Origin of the sequence: Clostridium culturomicium (assembly GCF_000821305.1) — a bacterium.
GTDB lineage: Bacteria > Bacillota > Clostridia > Clostridiales > Clostridiaceae > Clostridium_J > Clostridium_J culturomicium.
Map to the genome: position 1 here is coordinate 306684 of NZ_CCXK01000015.1, position 17810 is coordinate 324493.

General features: G+C 34.8%; 15 protein-coding genes. 1 reads left to right on the forward strand and 14 read right to left on the reverse strand.

What is annotated here, in order from left to right; genetic code table 11:
* Window positions 1-64 precede the first annotated feature (64 nt).
* From gltA to BN1075_RS08375, 9 genes are all read right to left on the reverse strand, one after another.
* Window positions 65-1447 carry an NADPH-dependent glutamate synthase gene (gene gltA, locus BN1075_RS08335; protein ID WP_040192663.1) on the reverse strand — a complete coding sequence of 461 codons (1383 nt, stop codon included), beginning with the start codon at window positions 1445-1447 and terminating at the stop codon, window positions 65-67.
* Window positions 1447-2307, reverse strand: coding sequence for a sulfide/dihydroorotate dehydrogenase-like FAD/NAD-binding protein (locus BN1075_RS08340; RefSeq protein ID WP_040192665.1), 861 nt, complete (start codon window positions 2305-2307; stop codon window positions 1447-1449). The genes gltA and BN1075_RS08340 overlap by 1 nt, the downstream gene beginning before the upstream one ends.
* Before the next feature lie 241 nt (window positions 2308-2548).
* Window positions 2549-3397 (reverse strand): 3-hydroxybutyryl-CoA dehydrogenase, encoded by an 849-nt coding sequence (locus tag BN1075_RS08345; RefSeq protein ID WP_040192666.1) that lies wholly within the window; start codon window positions 3395-3397, stop codon window positions 2549-2551.
* 58 nt (window positions 3398-3455) lie between these two features.
* The gene (locus BN1075_RS08350) at window positions 3456-4466 is read right to left on the reverse strand and encodes an electron transfer flavoprotein subunit alpha/FixB family protein (protein WP_040192667.1); all 1011 of its coding nucleotides are present in this window, start codon (window positions 4464-4466) and stop codon (window positions 3456-3458) included.
* 140 nt (window positions 4467-4606) lie between these two features.
* Window positions 4607-5392, reverse strand: a complete 786-nt coding sequence (locus BN1075_RS08355) for an electron transfer flavoprotein subunit beta/FixA family protein (RefSeq protein ID WP_040192668.1) — start codon at window positions 5390-5392, stop codon at window positions 4607-4609.
* A gap of 12 nt (window positions 5393-5404) precedes the next feature.
* Window positions 5405-6544, reverse strand: a complete 1140-nt coding sequence (locus BN1075_RS08360) for an acyl-CoA dehydrogenase (RefSeq protein ID WP_040192669.1) — start codon at window positions 6542-6544, stop codon at window positions 5405-5407.
* A 34-nt stretch (window positions 6545-6578) separates the two neighbouring features.
* Entirely contained in the window at window positions 6579-7361 is a 783-nt protein-coding gene (locus BN1075_RS08365) for a short-chain-enoyl-CoA hydratase (RefSeq protein WP_040192670.1), read from the reverse strand.
* 252 nt (window positions 7362-7613) lie between these two features.
* Window positions 7614-8273 (reverse strand): redox-sensing transcriptional repressor Rex, encoded by a 660-nt coding sequence (locus BN1075_RS08370; protein WP_040192671.1) that lies wholly within the window; start codon window positions 8271-8273, stop codon window positions 7614-7616.
* A 217-nt stretch (window positions 8274-8490) separates the two neighbouring features.
* Complete coding sequence (locus BN1075_RS08375; RefSeq protein WP_407637968.1) at window positions 8491-8790, reverse strand: hypothetical protein; 300 nt, start codon at window positions 8788-8790, stop codon at window positions 8491-8493.
* A 450-nt stretch (window positions 8791-9240) separates the two neighbouring features.
* Between BN1075_RS08375 and abc-f the strand changes: the two genes are divergently transcribed.
* Window positions 9241-11154, forward strand: a complete 1914-nt coding sequence (gene abc-f / locus BN1075_RS08380) for a ribosomal protection-like ABC-F family protein (RefSeq protein ID WP_040192672.1) — start codon at window positions 9241-9243, stop codon at window positions 11152-11154.
* Window positions 11155-11630: 476 nt separating this feature from the next.
* Here the strand turns inward: abc-f and kamE are convergent, their stop codons facing one another.
* From kamE to kamA, 5 genes are read right to left on the reverse strand one after another with little or no spacing between them, the layout of a single operon-like run.
* Window positions 11631-12419 (reverse strand): lysine 5,6-aminomutase subunit beta, encoded by a 789-nt coding sequence (gene kamE, locus BN1075_RS08385; RefSeq protein WP_040192673.1) that lies wholly within the window; start codon window positions 12417-12419, stop codon window positions 11631-11633.
* Entirely contained in the window at window positions 12419-13975 is a 1557-nt protein-coding gene (gene kamD, locus BN1075_RS08390) for a lysine 5,6-aminomutase subunit alpha (RefSeq protein ID WP_040192674.1), read from the reverse strand. Before kamD ends, kamE begins: the two co-directional genes overlap by 1 nt.
* Window positions 13965-15443, reverse strand: coding sequence for a lysine 5,6-aminomutase reactivase ATPase KamC (kamC, locus tag BN1075_RS08395; protein WP_040192675.1), 1479 nt, complete (start codon window positions 15441-15443; stop codon window positions 13965-13967). Before kamC ends, kamD begins: the two co-directional genes overlap by 11 nt.
* 2 nt (window positions 15444-15445) lie before the next feature.
* Window positions 15446-16471: a lysine 5,6-aminomutase reactivase subunit KamB gene (gene kamB / locus BN1075_RS08400; RefSeq protein ID WP_040192676.1), complete on the reverse strand. Its 1026-nt coding sequence runs from the start codon at window positions 16469-16471 to the stop codon at window positions 15446-15448.
* Window positions 16472-17746 carry a lysine 2,3-aminomutase gene (gene kamA / locus BN1075_RS08405; RefSeq protein ID WP_040192677.1) on the reverse strand — a complete coding sequence of 425 codons (1275 nt, stop codon included), beginning with the start codon at window positions 17744-17746 and terminating at the stop codon, window positions 16472-16474.
* Window positions 17747-17810 lie beyond the last annotated feature (64 nt).

The following is a 17810-nucleotide window of genomic DNA, read 5'->3' on the forward strand; positions in this document are numbered from 1 at the left end:
TTACTAGAATTTACTTTTGGGTGATTATCTTCAATAAATATTGAATGAAATTCCCTTTTAATTCTTATTTACTTAGCTGTTCATCAATAGCTTTTGCAGCCTTCTTACCAGCCTCCATTGCAAGGATAACTGTTGCAGCACCTGTAACTGCATCTCCACCGGCATAAACACGCTCCTTAGAAGTTAAGCCTGTCTCTTCTTCTGCAACAATGCATTTGTACTTATTTGTCTCTAAACCTTCTGTAGTTGCTGGTATTAATGGGTTTGGTGATGTACCTAAAGACATTATTACTGTATCACAGTCTATTATAAATTCTGAACCTTTTACAGCTTGTGGTCTTCTTCTTCCTGATTCATCAGGCTCTCCAAGCTCCATTCTTACACACTTCATACCTTTAACCCAGCCCTTTTCATCTCCAAGGATTTCAATTGGGTTTACAAGAAGATCAAAGATTACTCCCTCTTCTTTTGCATGATGAACTTCTTCAACTCTAGCTGGAAGCTCTGCTTCACTTCTTCTATACACTATATGAGCTTCTGCACCAAGTCTTAAAGCCGTTCTAACAGCATCCATAGCAACATTTCCTCCACCAACAACAGCTACACATTGACCTGGTCTGATAGGTGTCTTATATTCACTTTTGAAAGCTTTCATTAAGTTGTTTCTTGTTAAAAATTCATTAGCAGAGAATACTCCATTTAAGTTTTCTCCTGGTATTCCCATGAATTTAGGAAGTCCAGCTCCTGAACCAATAAACACAGCATCAAATTTTTCATCATTCATTAACTCATCAATTTTCACTGTTTTTCCAACAACTACGTTAGTCTCGATTTTTACACCAAGCTTCTTTAAGTTATTTATTTCATGTTTTACAACAGTATCCTTAGGTAGTCTGAACTCTGGAATACCATATTGTAAAACTCCACCAGCTTCATGAAGGGCTTCAAATATTGTTACGTCATAGCCCATTTTTGCAAGTTCACCTGCACAAGTGATTCCAGCAGGACCGGAACCTATAACTGCAACTGTTTTCCCTTTTTTCTCTATTTCTTTAGTTAAATCAACATCGTTTTCTCTAGCCCAGTCAGCTACAAATCTTTCAAGCTTGCCAATCGCAACAGCTTCACCCTTTATTCCAAGAACGCATTTACTTTCACATTGAAGTTCTTGTGGACATACTCTTCCACAAACCGCTGGCAATGCAGTGTACTTATCTAAAGCCTTTGCAGCTTCTTCAAAGTTACTTTCTTTAATATGGCTTATGAATTCTGGAATATCAATAGATACTGGGCACTTTGATGTACAAGGTTTATTTTTGCAGTTTAAACACCTTGATGCCTCTGCAACAGCTTCTTCAACTGTGTATCCAAGACAAACCTCTTCAAAATTTGCTGCACGAACCTTTGGCTCTTGCTCTTTAATTGGAGTTCTCTTCATTCTATCCATTACTTAATCCCTCCTGCTGCACAATAGGTTTCTGTATTTTTAACAGCTTCTTCAGCCTTATACATAGTGCTTCTATTTAAAGCTTCATCAAAATTAACCTTGTGTCCGTCAAATTCAGGACCATCAACACAAGCAAATTTAGTTTCGCCATCTACAGTTATTCTGCAAGCTCCACACATACCAGTTCCGTCCACCATAATTGGGTTCATACTTACTACTGTTTTGATTCCAAGCTGTTCTGTAAGCTTACATACAAACTTCATCATAATCATTGGACCTATTGCCACTACTAAATCATAATGATTTCCTTCATCAACTAAAGCTTGTAATTGATTAGTAACCATTCCTTTAAAGCCATAGCTTCCATCATCTGTTGCAACATATACATTATTAGAGACAGACTTCATTTCTTCTTCTAAAATAACCATTTCTTTATTCTTAAAGCCCATAATTACATCAGCTTTAATTCCGTTTTCATGAAGCCATTTAACTTGAGGATATACTGGAGCAGCTCCAACTCCCCCTGATATGAACATAATCTTTAATTTTTTAAGTTCGTCTTTATCTTCTGAAATAAGTTCTGATTCCACACCAAGTGGTCCTACAAAGTCATAGAAGAAATCTCCAGCTTCATAACCTTCCATCTGTCTAGTACTGCAGCCTATTGTTTGAACTACTATTGTTACTGAGCCTTCATTAGCATCAGTATCACATACAGTTAAGGGAATTCTTTCTCCTTTTTCATCAACTCTTAAAATAATAAATTGACCAGGCATAGCAGCTTTAGCAACTCTTGGCGCTAATATCTTCATCATAAAAATTGAAGGCGCTAACACCTTTTTCTCTAGAATCTTATACATAAAACGTACCCCCATTAATTATATATTGCTTACTATGTAAACTTATTCTATATTATTACTATTTTTCCCTTTTAAAATTCTAAATTTCGACCAAAATTTTTATGAATGAAGAACAAAAAGTGAAAAATGAAAATTTGAGAAAAAATTTCTACGAAATTCTATTAAATTCAAGAAATCTACCTAGTAAATTTCAACCTTAATCTTTCATTCAAAAAGGGTTGCAGAAGGCAACCCTTTCAAATTATTTACTGTAGTCGTAGAAACCTTTTCCTGACTTTCTTCCAAGCCATCCAGCTCTAACATATTTTCTTAACAAGCTATGAGCTCTATACTTAGAGTCTCCTGTTTCATGATATAGTACATCCATGATTGCTAGACAAACGTCTAAGCCTATTAAATCACCTAAAGCTAAAGGTCCCATTGGGTGGTTAGCTCCAAGCATCATAGCTTTATCAATACCTTCAACAGAAGCTATACCCTCAGCGTAAATTCCAACTGCTTCATTTATCATTGGAACTAAAATTCTGTTTACAACAAATCCTGGAGCTTCTTCAACAAGAACTGGCTCTTTACCAATTGAATTTGAAAGTTCAACCATCTTGTTGTAAGTTTCTTCAGATGTAGCCATTCCTTTAATAATTTCAACAAGCTTCATTACTGGAGCTGGGTTAAAGAAGTGAAGTCCTATAACCTTATCAACTCTCTTAGTAGCTGTTGCTATTTCAGTGATAGATAAGGATGATGTATTTGTAGCTAAAATTGTTTCTGGCTTGCAGATTTCATCTAACTCTCTGAAAATAGATTTCTTAATTTCCATATTTTCAACTGCAGCTTCAATTATTAAATCTACATCTTCTAAGTGTGCTAATTCAGTTGTTCCACTTATTCTTGATAATACATCTTCTGCAACCTCTTGAGTCATTTTTCCCTTAGCAACTAATTTGTTAATATTTTTAGTTATCATTCCAAGTCCTCTTTGAACGAACTCATCTTTGATATCTCTTACTATTACCTCATAACCTTTTACTGCAAAGGCTTGAGCTATTCCTGATCCCATTGTTCCTGCACCTAAAATACAAATCTTTTTCATTTCCAAATCTCCTCTTTTCGCTTTATTTTATGTCTTTTAAATTAATCTACATTATTTATTACTTGTTCATTTCGTTATATTGGGCTACTATTTCTGGAAGAATCTTAGCATAATCTCCAACAAGAGCAACATCTGCAACCTTCATGATTGGACAGTCTGCATCTTTATTGATAGCTATTATAAAGTCTGAGTCCTGCATTCCAGCTAAGTGTTGGATTGCTCCTGAAATACCACAAGCAATATATATTGTAGGTCTAACAGTTTTTCCTGTTTGTCCTACTTGCATTGCCTTTTCTATCCAACCGCTGTCTACAGCTGCTCTTGAACCTGATACTGTTCCACCTAATGCATCAGCAGCTTCCTTAAGAATTGCGAAGTTTTCCTTACATCCAACTCCACGTCCACCTGATATTATGATATTAGCTTCAGTTATATCAACAGTTTCCTTCATTGATTTAATAACTTCTATTACTTCAGTTCTAATATCTTTAGAATCTAGTTTAACTTCAAATCTTTCAACTTTAAATTCTCTTGCTTCATCTAACGGTAATTTTTCAAATACTCCTGGTCTAACAGTAGACATTTGTGGTCTATGTTCTCCACAAACGATAGTTGCCATTAAGTTTCCACCAAAAGCTGGTCTTGTCATTAGAAGATTGTTGTTATTTTCTGTATCAACATCTAAACCAGTACAGTCTGCAGTAAGTCCAGTTTCAAGTCTAGCTGCAACTCTTGGTCCTAAATCTCTCCCTATGAAGCTTGCACCAATAAATATTATTTCTGGTTTTTCAATATTAGCAACTTCAGCTATAACCTTTGTATAACCATCAGTTGTATAGTGAGTTAATAATTCATGGTCACATACTAAGACTCTATCAGCCCCGTATGCTCCTAATTTATCTGTCATTTCATCTATATTTTTATGTCCAAGTAGTAAAGCTGTTAATGGAGCTCCCAGTTTATCAGCTATTTCTCTACCCTTACCTAATAATTCTAAAGCAACCTTTTGCAGTTCCCCGTCTCTTTGTTCAGCGAAGACCCATACGCCTTTATAATCTGATATATTCATGGTTAATCCCTCCTAAATGATGCTCCAAATCTATGATTTGGCTAGCAGAATTTAAGTAAGTGTTTAAATCTATAATTCGTAAACACCAACTTACTCTTTGAGCACTCCTTCCAATGAAATAATAAGGAGTTTCCTAAAATTTAGATCAAATGCTTCTCTTTTAATTTTGCAAGTGCAACTGCAGCAGCCTCTTTTGGCTGAAGAACGAAAATCTCACCTTGTCCCTTTGGTTCTTTAGTCATTGACTTCTTAACCTTTGTTGGTGAACCCTTAAGTCCTAATCTTTCTACATCTACCTTCATGTCAGCAACTGTCCAAACCTTAACTTCTTTCTCTTTCTTCATTGAGAAGATATTAGCTATGTGCATATATCTTGGTTTATTAAGAGTTTCGATTGCAGTTAATAAAGCAGGAGTGTGAACTCTTACATATTCATAACCATCTTCCCAAGCTCTTCTAACCTTTAATATGCCTTCATCTTCTTCTATAACTTCTTCAACGTAAGTCACCTGAGGAATATTTAAATGTTCTGCAATTTCTGGACCTACTTGAGCAGTATCTCCATCGATCGCTTGTCTACCCGCAAATATTATGTCATAATCTAAAGACCTTATAGCTGAGGCTAATGCATAGGATGTTGCTAATGTATCAGCTCCTGCAAAGGCTCTGTCTGTAATAAGAATTGCTTCATCAGCACCCATTGCCAAAGCTTCTTCTAACGCAGCCTTAGCTTGAGGAGGCCCCATTGATATAACAGTTACATGCCCTCCATGAATATCTTTAAGCTGTAAAGCCCCTTCTAAAGCATTCTTATCATCTGGATTTATTATTGAAGGAACGCCATCTCTAATAAGAGTTCCTGTCTTTGGATCAATTTTAACTTCATTAGTATCTGGAACCTGCTTTAAGCAAACAACTATTTTCATCTTTAATCCCCCCTACTTCAATACACTACCTGAGATAACCATTCTTTGAACTTGAGAAGTTCCTTCATAAATTTCAGTTATCTTAGCATCTCTCATCATTCTTTCTACTGGATAATCTTTTGTATATCCATATCCACCAAATAATTGAACTGCCTTAGTAGTTACTTCCATAGCTACTTCTGATGCAAATAATTTTGCTCTCGCCGCTTCAACTGTATATGGTAACCCCTTATCCTTGTTGTAAGCAGCTTTATATACAAGATATCTTGCAGCTTCGATTTTTGTATCCATATCTGCAACCATCCATTGAAGTCCTTGGAATGCTGATATTTGTCTTCCAAATTGTTTTCTTTCCTTCATGTATGCAACAGCTTCCTCTAAAGCGCCTTCAGCTAAGCCTAGAGCTTGTGCTGCAATACCAATTCTTCCGCCATCAAGAGTTTTCATTGCTATACCAAAGCCTTTTCCTTCTTTACCTAGTAAATTTTCCTTTGGAACTATACAATCAGTAAATACTAGCTCTGTAGTAGATGAACCTCTTATTCCTAACTTGTCCTCAACTTTTCCTATAGAGAAACCCGGGAAATTCTTTTCAACTATAAATGCTGAAATTCCCCTTGTTCCTTTTGATTTATCTGTCATAGCAAATACGATAAATACGTCTGCTACTCCACCATTTGTTATAAAAATCTTAGATCCATTTAATACGTAGTGGTCACCATCAAGAACAGCTGTTGTTTGCTGACCTGCTGCATCAGTTCCTGCATTTGGCTCTGTTAATCCAAAAGCTCCTATTTTTCTTCCTGATGCTAAATCTGGTAAGTATTTAGCCTTCTGTTCTGGAGTACCAAATTGCGCTATTGGAGAAGCTCCTAAAGATGTGTGTGCCGATAATATAACACCAGTAGTTCCACATACCTTCGAAAGTTCCTCAACTGCAATAATGTAAGATAAGGTATCTCCACCTGCTCCACCATACTCGGTTGAGAATGGAATACCCATTACACCATACTTGCCCATCTTCTTAACGTTTTCCATAGGGAATTCTTCAGTAACATCTATTTCAGCTGCTATTGGTTTTACCTCATTCAAAGCAAATTCCCTCACCATTTGTTTTACAAGCTCTTGCTCTCTTGTTAATGAAAAGTTCATTGTAATACCCCCTACCTATTAAGTTTTATTGAATCTATTTATTTTGGAAATTTTTATCTCTTTTTTCTATGAAAGCTGTCATTCCTTCTTTTTGATCTGCAGTTGCAAAGCATAATCCAAAGGCTTCTGCTTCAAAGGCTATAGCATCATCTATATCCATCTGCATTCCTCTGTTAATAGCTTCCTTGCACTGTGCTACTGCTATTGGAGCATTTTTTATAATTTTGCCTGCCATTACTTTAGCTTCATCTAAAAGCATTTCTGGCTCAACAACCTTATTAACTAACCCAATTCTATATGCTTCGTCAGCCTTTATCATGTCACAAGTGAAGATAAGTTCTTTAGCTCTTCCTTCGCCAACAAGTCTAGCTAATCTTTGAGTTCCACCAAATCCAGGTGTTATTCCAAGTCCAGCTTCTGGCTGAGCAAATTTAGCTTTAGCTGAAGCTATTCTAATATCACATGCCATTGCAAGTTCGCAGCCTCCACCTAATGCGAAACCATTTACTGCAGCAATTACAGGCTTGTTTAGTTTTTCTAAATTTCTGAAAACTTTATTTCCTAAAGTTCCAAAAGCCTTTCCTTGTACAGCATTTAATTCCTTCATTTCAGATATATCTGCACCAGCAACAAAAGCTTTTTCACCAGCCCCTGTTAAAATTACTGCATATACATCCTTATCATTTGAAATTTCTTCAATGACTAAATTTAATTCTTTTAGCGTTTCAGAATTTAATGCATTTAATGCTTTAGGTCTATTGATTTTAACGATAGCTAAGTTACCATCTTTTTCAAAGATTACATTAGTGTATTCCATTACAAATTCCCCCATGAAACTTTATTATAGGCATCCCCCAATTTAAGTTATTTATTTAACAATTTGTTTTTGGTCGCTATGTACCTACAATTCTTATTATAGTCCTACCAATTATCATTTTCAAGAATTTTAGGATTATTAACAATTTATTTGAAATTTCCTAAGTTAATTAAAAAAATTATAGGATATGAAAATTCTCATCCTCATATCCTATAACTTTTTTTTTGATTTTATTACTATTTTTTAAAAATTTTATTCTTCTTCAGTAAGCTCTCTCGCTTCATTTCTTTCATTTATTAAGTAACTTAAAGTCATTAAACTTTCACTTAAATGAACATTCTCTACAATTACATCATCTGCAACCTTTAAGTCTATTGGTGCAAAGTTCCAAATAGCTTTAACTCCCTTGTTAGTTACCATATCAACCACACCTTGAGCTCTGCTCTTTGGAACACAGATAATTGCTATATCGATCTCTTCCTCTTGTAGAAAGCCTTCTAATTCATCCATATCCTTGATTTCAATGTCTCTAATTTTTAAACCTATCAGCTTAACATTCAAATCAAAGATACCTTTTAAGTTAAATGACATCTTATCAAAGGTAGTGTAATTGGCAATAGCCTGCCCTATATTACCTGCTCCTATAATAACAGTATTATAAGCTTTGTTTAACCCTAAGATAACTGAAATTTGATATAATAGGTCCTTTACATTATATCCATAACCTTGCTGTCCAAAATCACCAAAACAGTTTAAATCTTGTCTAATTTGAGATGCAGTAAAACCAATCTTTTCACTAAGTTCTTTTGATGATATTCTATCAACATCATTTTTATCTAATTCACGTAAATATCTATAATACTTAGGAAGTCTTTTTATAACCGCCATAGAAATACTTCTCTTCTTTTCCATATTACCTCACTCCTTATTTTATTATATATACGAACTTCGCAATTCCTACTAAATCCTTACTAATATAAGCATCTTTTAATAGTCTCTTTCGTCTTCATGTTTTTTATTATACTACACTAATCGAATTTGTTACATATTTTTATCTCAAAATTTAAAATTTCCCACATTTATATTATTACCAAAACCTCTATATTTCATAACTTCAAGCACTTTAATATTAACGCTCTGACATATATCTAGCTATTTCATTGAAACTTAATTTCCTCACTTCTGTATTTGGATATTCTCTATATTCATTAACATAAAAAACTGTAGTCATCTTCTCACATAATTTATCCTTATTCTTTTTCAAGTAAACTTCTAACTCCTCACTTCCAGCAAAAATTTTATAGGAAACTCGCCCTTTATCATTCTTTATTTCATAAATACCACATGACTTTTTCATGGTATAATCAGCAGTTCTTAAATAAAGTATTGCAACTTCTAAAGACTTAAAAGGGAAATTCCATCTTTGCACTCCACGCTTTGGATCATGTTCTATACATATACAACGTCCACAAGTTCCACAAATATATTACATATGATTTTGTAAACACTCCAATGGCTTTAGTACTAGTGTTATTCTTCTATTCTCTCCATAGCACTCTTCACACATATTTCATCTCCATTTCACATTTATTAACATCTTTATTCTTTAGATTCACACTTTCTACATATACATATTTTTCAATATTACATTATTCAAATTTAACATAACCAACAATAAAATTAAAGTTTCTCTGAATACAGTGAAAATATGAAACTCCTACTCTCTACGTTCATAGGAGTAAGTTCGACTTAGCCAAATCGTAGATTTTATTTTTAAAAGAAACGCCTACTCACTTCGTTCGTAGGCGCAAGTTCACATAACCAAATCATAGATTTGGATGTTCACTTGTGTTAAAATACCTATAGGACGGTGAGATGAATGATAGTTTTAAGTTGTAAAAATATAAGTAAATACTTTGGAATAGATATGATATTAAAAGATGTAACCTTTAACGTTAATGAAGGTGAAAAAATTGGACTTATAGGTGCTAACGGTGCAGGTAAGTCTACCCTTTTCAAGATTCTTACTAATCAAATGGAATACGATGAAGGGGAATTATATATTGATAAATCAAAGGAATTAGGTTATCTTTCTCAGAACCTTTCTCTTGATTCAAATAACACTATCTACACAGAGGTTTTAACAGTCTTTGATAGCTTAATGGAGATGGAAGCCAGACTTAAAACCCTTGAAGAGAAAATGAATGAACCTTATGATGCTTCTAAGGTCGAATACCATAATAAAATAATAAGAGATTATACAACGCTTACAGAGGTGTATGAAAACCGTGGTGGATATACCTATAAAGGAGAAATTAGCAGAGTTCTTAAAGGTTTAGGCTTTACTGAAAATGACTTTGATAAGCCAATCGCAATTTTAAGTGGTGGACAAAAGACAAGGGTAGCCCTATGTAAGCTTCTTTTAAGAAAGCCTGAAATTCTGCTTCTTGATGAGCCTACTAACCATCTTGACCTTGATGCTATCGAATGGCTTGAAGGCTATTTAAAAGAAGTAAAAGGTTCAATAGTTGTAATCTCCCACGATAGATTTTTCCTTGATGCAATCACAAACAAAACTGTAGAGCTGCTAGGCGGAAGAGTTGAAACTTATAATGGTAACTATACTGCCTTTATAGATTTAAAAGAAAAAAACAGAGAAGTTCAGCAAAAAGCTTTTGATCTTCAACAAGCTGAAATCAAACGCCAGGAAGAGATTATTGCAAGATATAAATCCTTCAACCGTGAGAAGAGTATAAAGGCTGCTGAAAGCCGCCAGAAGGCTCTTGATAAAATGGAGAGATTAGATGCCCCTGTTAGAGAAGCAAAAGCTTCCAGAATCCGTTTTGAGACTCAAATCAAGAGTGGTAATGATGTTCTTTATATTGAAAATTTAAAGAAAAGCTTTGGAGAAAAGCTTCTATTTGAAGGACTTAATTTAGACATCAAAAGAGAAGAGAAAATTGCTCTTATAGGTGAAAATGGACGTGGTAAAACAACTTTATTCAAAATAATAATGGATAAAGAACCTTCTGACTGTGGAGTTAAGGTCCTTGGTAAAAACGTATTTTTAGGTTACTATGACCAAGAGCAGTCTAACCTGAATGAAAGTAAAGCTATCATCGACGAGGTATGGGATGACTTCCCTCACATGACAACCACAGAAGTTCGTACTGCTTTAGCCGCATTTTTATTCACAGGAGATGACGTATTTAAGAAGATATCCACACTTAGTGGTGGAGAAAAGTGTAGAATTAACCTTTTAAAGCTAATGCTTTCTAAGTCAAACTTCTTGCTTCTTGACGAGCCAACCAACCACCTCGATATTATGTCCCGTGAGGCTTTAGAGGAAGCCATCTTAAATTATGATGGAACAATAATTCTTATATCCCACGACAGATACTTCTTAAATAAAATTATCAACAAGATCTATGAATTAAATGAAGATGGAGTTAAAGAATACCTAGGAAACTACTCTTACTATGTGGAAAAGAAAACTAACCCTCATAGATTCGAACAGATGGAAGAGTATTCTGGTGTTACTAAAACTCAAATCAAATTAGATAAAAAGAAAAAACGTGAAGCTGAAAAAGCTGAAAGAGAACAGGCTAAACTTCTCAAAAACATCGAAAACAAAATTGCTGAAACTGAAGAAACAATCGAAGAGCTTCAAGGTCAATTATGTTTAGAAGAAGTTTATTCTAACCCTGACAAAAGCAAAGAGGTGCATCAGCTGCTACAAAATGCTGAAAATGAACTTGCAGAGCTTTATGAACAGTGGGAAGAAATGGCGTAGTAATTAAGAATTATAGAGATTTCTCCTCACTGTATTCGGAGAAACTTTAATTTAATTTTCTTAATTTAAAATTGGCAAATTGAAGATTTCCTAATGTTTAAAAGCAAAATACTCCTAGCTGAGCTAGGAGTATTTTGCCGTTCTTACAAAATTGAAAATTTGGTAAGAACAACTGAAATCAAAGAAATTCTGTAGGAATTTCATCCATCCTTCTAAATTCTTAATTCTTAATTAAAAAAGAGTTATCTACATTACGTAAATAACTCTCCCTCTATAAATTTATAATCTCCACCAAACTTCTTCACTTCATAGCACATATATCTATCTTGGAATATTGGAGGTAAACCATACGTGAACAGTGCTTTCCCCATGAAGTTTTAGAAGAGTGAAGGACTTGTTCGCCAGCCCTTCCAGTGAAAGATTATTAATTATAAATTTGTTTCCCCATATCCTCTATTCATTACCTAGCTTAGCTATTAAACTAAACCTCTTGCAACCATTTCTGTTACTGCGAATGTAGCAACATCATCTGCATATTTTCCTGGACCAAATCCAGCATCATATCCTAATTCCTTAGCTAATTCGTGAGTTATTCTTGGACCTCCAGCTATTAAGATAACTTTATCTCTTATGCCTTCTGCTTCAAGAAGCTCAACAAGATTAGTTAAATTATGGATGTGTACATCTTTTTGTGTAACTGTTTGTGAAACTAGTAAAACGTCAGCCTTAAGCTCTATAGCTTTTTTGATGAACTCTTCGTTTTCAACTTGGCTTCCAAGGTTATAAGCTTCTATTCCCTTATATCTCTCAAGACCATAGTGTCCTGCGAAACCTTTCATGTTCATAATAGCATCAATACCAACTGTATGAGCATCTGTACCAGTTGAAGCTCCAATTATTACAACATCTCTTTTAATGTTTTCTGCAATGTAATCTTGAACTGCAGCCATATCCATAGTATCAACTTCTACTGTTTGAACGTGAATTTCTTCGTAATTAACAGTGTGAGTTAAGGAACCATAAACAACATAAAAAGTGAATTCTTTATCTAAAGCTGCGTGGTGCGCACAGTTTGGATCTTTTAATCCCATAGATTTAGCTAATTGTATAGCAGCCTCTACTCCTCTTTCATCATCTTTTACTGGTAGTGTAAAACTAACTTGAACCTTTCCGTCATTCATTGTATCTCCGTATGGTTTAAGTTTAGTTAAATCAAGGTTAGTATCGTAATCTCTTACTTCAGTTGAATATAATCCGCCGCTCATTATCTGTTACCTCCTAACATTAACTCAATAAATGGGTTGAAGTAATTTGCTTCCTTCTCAACAACTCCATCAAGTCCTTTTCCTCCGTTTAGAGGTCTCTTAATTCCAGCAAACTTACCTTGCTCTATAGTTCTGAATAAACCTTCTTTTTCTATTTCAGATAATAGGTCAGCTGCTTTGTTTAGAACTTCATCAACTCTCTTCTCCATTATTCCACCTTTTTTGTATGTTAACTCATCGCCAAGGTCTTTCATTGTGTTGAAGATGTATTGTGCGTTATCTATTGCTATAGCTCTATCACTCATAAATGGAGTGTGTATAGCTTCTGTCATCATTCCTAGTAAGTGTAATTTTTGTCCAGTCATTATAGTAACCATATTGAATAGAGCATCTTGAACTTGTCCTTTAAATATATCTCCAGTCATAAACTTAGTTGGAGGCATATATTTAAGTGGTGCCTTAGGGAATATTTCTCTTGCCATTTGTGCCTGCGCAAGCTCATATAAGAATCCATTCTCAACGTTTGGATTGATTTCGAATGCATGTCCTAATCCCATTTGCTCTTCTGGAAGACCAGCAAATAAAGCAAATTGCTCGTTGATGAATTGAGAAGCAAGAACTGTGTGAGCTTCCTCAACCGCATCAGCAGTAGTTAGGTAGTTATCTTCTCCAGTATTAATGATAACTCCAGCATAACCGTTGATTATTCTTGAGAAATATTGGTCAACGATTGTTCTTTGCATATTGATATCTCTGAATAAGATTCCATATAAAGCGTCATTAAGCATTACGTCTAGTCTTTCAATAGCTCCCATTGCAGCTATCTCTGGCATACATAATCCTGAGCAGTAGTTACATAATCTGATGTATCTTCCTAACTCTTCTCCAACCTCGTCTAAAGCAGCTCTCATTAATCTGAAGTTCTCTTGAGTCGCAAATGTTCCTCCAAAACCTTCAGTTGTAGCACCGTATGGTACATAGTCAAGCAAGCTTTGTCCAGTTGTTCTTATAACAGCTATGATATCAGCACCTTGCTTAGCAGCAGCTTTAGCTTGAATTATATCTTCATAGATATTTCCTGTAGCAACAATAACGTAAAGGTATGGACCTGTTTTGTCTCCAAACTCTGCAAGATACTCTTCCCTCTTAGCTCTATTAGCTTTAACTCTTGCAACCATTTCTTTAGCTACCTTGTTAACTTCCATTTGAACTTCAAAAGCATCTTTCATTGGAAGCTTAGTTAACTCGATTTCACCAGCACCAACTTTTTCTGCAACTTCTTGAGCAGATAATCCAGTGTTTAGCATTGCATTACCGATATAGTATGCAGCTCCAACAGAAAGGCCGTTTCCAGCTTTAATATTTTCAACGATTACGTTTGGTAGTGGTACTCCAAACTCGTCTACTCCATCTATTCCTAATAATCTACAGATAGTTCTTTCTACAGCAACTGTAGTGTGCTTATCTATAAATGTTTGTGTATCTTTTGCTATATTTTCAGCTGATTTTCTTGCTTTAGCAACTACTTCTAGGTTTAAGTTTAATTTACTTTCCATTGTATTCCTCCTGATAATAAGTTTTTGCTATCTCAACTATGTCACTCTCTAAACCAAGTAACATAGCAATGTTTAGAGCATCCTTAGGAACCTTATTCTCCCTTGATACCCTTTCAAGTTTATACTCCATGTGCTCCTGAATAATCTCAACAGAATGGGTTTTATTTAAATCTATCTTATATTTCAACTTGTTAAAATCAATATTCTTAAGGCCAACTACCTGATAATGAATCATTGATTCCTCTACTACTCCATCATAATGGGTTGAAATTATGCTGGCAGTATTAAATTTCTGCAGATAGTTTGCAAGGGATTTTACTAAGAAGAACCCTTCTTTTGGGTTTGTACCTCTAGCAAACTCATCTAAAGCAACAAAGCCATCTCCTCTTTTTACACACTCCACAACTTCTTTTAGTTTTATTATCTCTGCTCCAAAGGTGCTGAGTCCCTTAGAGATGGATTGCATATCATCTGAAATGAAGTGTATAAAATCTAGTATTGGATAGCTTGCTTCCTTTGCAAATACAAAGAATCCCATCTGTCCAAGGAATAGGTTAAGCACTATTGTTTTCAGTGCCACACTTTTTCCTCCCATATTAGCTCCAGTTATTACTGTGGTTCCACCCTTAAGTTCAATATTAACTGGTGAGAACTTCTTCCCCTTTTTCTTAAGGATACTTTCAATTTCTGGATTAATACTGTCTACAATTTTTATATCCATTTCTTTAACTATAGTTGGCTTAACACAATCATATTTAACCGCTAAGTATGCCTTTGCCATTAATAAATCAAGAATTCCAACTGAGTTTAAGTTATGAGATATAGTCTTACTGAAGGAAGTAAGCTTTAACGTAAGTTCTTTTCTTACTGCTAACTCTTCTTCTTCCTCTTCAATTACAATATTTAATCTTTCTTGCTTTAACAGTTCAATTTCATATTCATCGTTACAGGAAAATATGGCTCTTTCCTTTTCACCCTTTAACCTTCTTATTTCAGAAAGCTTTTCACTATATTCCTCATAAACATAGAAGGTAGACATCCTTTTTCCTGACGGATCAAGTATGTCCACAACTTCTTCTAGAGAATACAGCTTAATTTTATCTATAGCTAAAGTCATTCCATCCAATACTTGCTTTAGCTCCTCTAGCAGCATTGCTACATTTTTAATTTCATAAAGTTCAACTTCATCTAAAGTTTCAACTTTTTCAATTCTTTTTACTGTACTTCTGATGTCTTTGATTTTATGAAGAATCCTAACTATATCATTGAATTCATCTGGGTAATCCTTCATATGATTAATCATATTTTCTATGTTGTTAAGCTCTTCTTTCAACTTCTTACTTTCTCCAACTTTATATGGCTTTAACTTCTTTTTCTCTTCTGCACCATAGGTCGTTATAATTCCCAGTTCATCCATAACGAAGGAAAATCCGATTTGTACTCTTTGCTCATTGTCTAAAAACTTCATATCTATTCTCCTCCTAATACATCAAATACTGGTATGTTTACAGCCGCCCTTAATCCTTCTAAGAACTTATCCTTAGGAAATTCATATCCATAAGGAGATTTAGGATTGGCAGTAATACAAACTACAGTTATTTTTCCTAATACCTTTATTGTTCCACCTTGCTTTTGAAACTTATAAAGAGTATCTCTGCTTACAAACAGCTTTGTTCCATCCTCTACTAGAAAGGTTACATTCTTATATAAATTGGTAGATGTCATTATTCCTTCTAAAAGCTTATCTGACACCGCACCTTTAATTACCACATGTGATACCTCTTCATCCAAGGTTTCAACTATTTCTTTAGCAGCTTCAAGAGCCGTTAAAACTTCAACTATCTTATAAGATCCATCCTTATTTATTGTACCTATGATTCCTTCATCTATAATTTTTGTGGCAGCTTTTATAGTTTGTGGTTCCTGTTCGTTTGGAAGGCTCAATAAATCTAAGGTATGTTTTGTTTCCTTTATAACTGCAGTCATACTTCTTGATAAAGCAGCACCTGTTGCTAGGACTGTAGCTTCACATACCTGGGGAGCAGCGAAGGTTTTCCTGCTTAATGCGCCATCAATGATGACTAAATCACAGTTAAGCTTTAGTAGTTGATTTTTTATATCGGTCATATATGAATTTACAGAGGGTCCTCCCAAATCCACATATCCATCACTTAAAGCCCTGCAGATAACAATCTCCCCCATAGGAGTGTGTATACCTGTAGTACTTATTATTTCTCTAGTAAAATCACTGTTTAAAAGGCAATGTTTAGCTGTAGCAATTGTTGTGCCCTTTTCAATGTATATTCTAGGCTTTTCTGTGGCAGTTACCCTGTCTAGCTCTTCTCCATCTCTTCCAATTGAAGTGAGACCTAGGGACACTGTGCCCCTAGCCTCATTCAAAATATGGTTCAATGTTGTTGTTTTCCCCACATTTTTATTCATGCCTATAATTGATACACTTCTATAGGACCTTAACATTTTTAGAATTTCATTCATTTATTTCACTTCTTCTACTTCTTTTTCGTGAACGTGTCTTTCATTTCTTTCAAGTCCCATTGGTTCTAAAGCCATTCTCTCACCGTTAAGTAATCCTGCAACTCCAACCTTATGAACTGATTTCTTACCTGTGCAAACGTCACATTGGCATCCTACAGTGTAGTTGTGTGGCTCAGAATAAGTAGTAATAACTCCTTCGAAGTTTCTTAATACTACTTTATCGTGGCTTTGAGAAATTACGTAGTTAGGCATAACTGGAGTTTTTCCACCACCACCTGGAGCGTCAACAACAAATGTTGGTACGCAGTATCCAGAAGTATGTCCTCTTAAACCTTCGATTATTTCGATTCCCTTAGAAACTGGAGTTCTGAAGTGCTCTAATCCAAGAGATAAGTCACATTGGTAGATGTAGTAAGGTCTTACTCTAATCTTAACTAATCCTTGTACTAAGTCCTTCATTACATGAACACAGTCGTTAACTCCTCTTAAAAGAACTGATTGGTTTCCTAATGGAATACCAGCATTAGCCATTCTCTCACAAGCAGCTTTTGACTCTTCAGTAATTTCATTTGGATGGTTGAAGTGAGTATTTAACCAGATTGGGTGATACTTCTTAAGCATATTTACAAGATCATCAGTTATTCTTTGTGGCATAACAACTGGTACTCTTGAACCTATTCTGATTATTTCAACGTGTGGTATTGCTCTTAATTTGCTGATGATATACTCTAATACTTCGTCATCAACTAGTAATGCATCTCCACCTGAAAGTAATACGTCTCTTACTACTGGAGTTTTTGCTATATACTCGATAGCTTTATCTATTCTAGCCATTGGCATACAATCGTCGCTTTGACCAGCAAATCTTCTTCTTGTACAGTGTCTGCAGTACATTGAGCATTGGTCTGTGATAAGAAGTAATACTCTGTCTGGATATCTGTGAGTTAATCCTGGTACTGGAGAATCTGTATCCTCGTGTAGTGGATCCTCAAGATCTGCAGCTGATCTGTGAGCTTCTAATCCTGTTGGTATAGCTTGTAATCTTACTGGATCGTGTGGGTTTGTTGGATCTATTAATGAAAGGTAGTATGGAGTTATAGCCATTCTTAAAGTCTCAAGACACTTCTTAGCTCCTTCTTCTTCCTCTTCAGTTAATGGAATATATTTTTTTAATTGATCTAAAGTTTCTATTCTATTTTTAACCTGCCATCTCCAGTCATTCCATTGCTCATCAGTTACATTTGGAAATAATTCATATCTACGTGTTGTATTCATTTATTTTTACCCCCTGAATTTTATCTTTTTAAAATTTAAGCTTTTTGAACAGTTTTTAAATTTA

Coding starts and splice junctions, on each gene's coding strand:
- BN1075_RS08365 (WP_040192670.1), bottom strand. CDS start 7,361: ATGGAATACACTAATGTAATCTTTGAAAAAGATGGTAACTTAGCTATC.
- gltA (WP_040192663.1), bottom strand. CDS start 1,447: ATGGATAGAATGAAGAGAACTCCAATTAAAGAGCAAGAGCCAAAGGTT.
- BN1075_RS08355 (WP_040192668.1), bottom strand. CDS start 5,392: ATGAAAATAGTTGTTTGCTTAAAGCAGGTTCCAGATACTAATGAAGTT.
- kamB (WP_040192676.1), bottom strand. CDS start 16,471: ATGAATGAAATTCTAAAAATGTTAAGGTCCTATAGAAGTGTATCAATT.
- BN1075_RS08360 (WP_040192669.1), bottom strand. CDS start 6,544: ATGAACTTTTCATTAACAAGAGAGCAAGAGCTTGTAAAACAAATGGTG.
- kamE (WP_040192673.1), bottom strand. CDS start 12,419: ATGAGCGGCGGATTATATTCAACTGAAGTAAGAGATTACGATACTAAC.
- BN1075_RS08345 (WP_040192666.1), bottom strand. CDS start 3,397: ATGAAAAAGATTTGTATTTTAGGTGCAGGAACAATGGGATCAGGAATA.
- BN1075_RS08370 (WP_040192671.1), bottom strand. CDS start 8,273: ATGGAAAAGAAGAGAAGTATTTCTATGGCGGTTATAAAAAGACTTCCT.
- kamA (WP_040192677.1), bottom strand. CDS start 17,746: ATGAATACAACACGTAGATATGAATTATTTCCAAATGTAACTGATGAG.
- BN1075_RS08340 (WP_040192665.1), bottom strand. CDS start 2,307: ATGTATAAGATTCTAGAGAAAAAGGTGTTAGCGCCTTCAATTTTTATG.
- BN1075_RS08350 (WP_040192667.1), bottom strand. CDS start 4,466: ATGAATATATCAGATTATAAAGGCGTATGGGTCTTCGCTGAACAAAGA.
- kamC (WP_040192675.1), bottom strand. CDS start 15,443: ATGAAGTTTTTAGACAATGAGCAAAGAGTACAAATCGGATTTTCCTTC.
- abc-f (WP_040192672.1), top strand. CDS start 9,241: ATGATAGTTTTAAGTTGTAAAAATATAAGTAAATACTTTGGAATAGAT.
- kamD (WP_040192674.1), bottom strand. CDS start 13,975: ATGGAAAGTAAATTAAACTTAAACCTAGAAGTAGTTGCTAAAGCAAGA.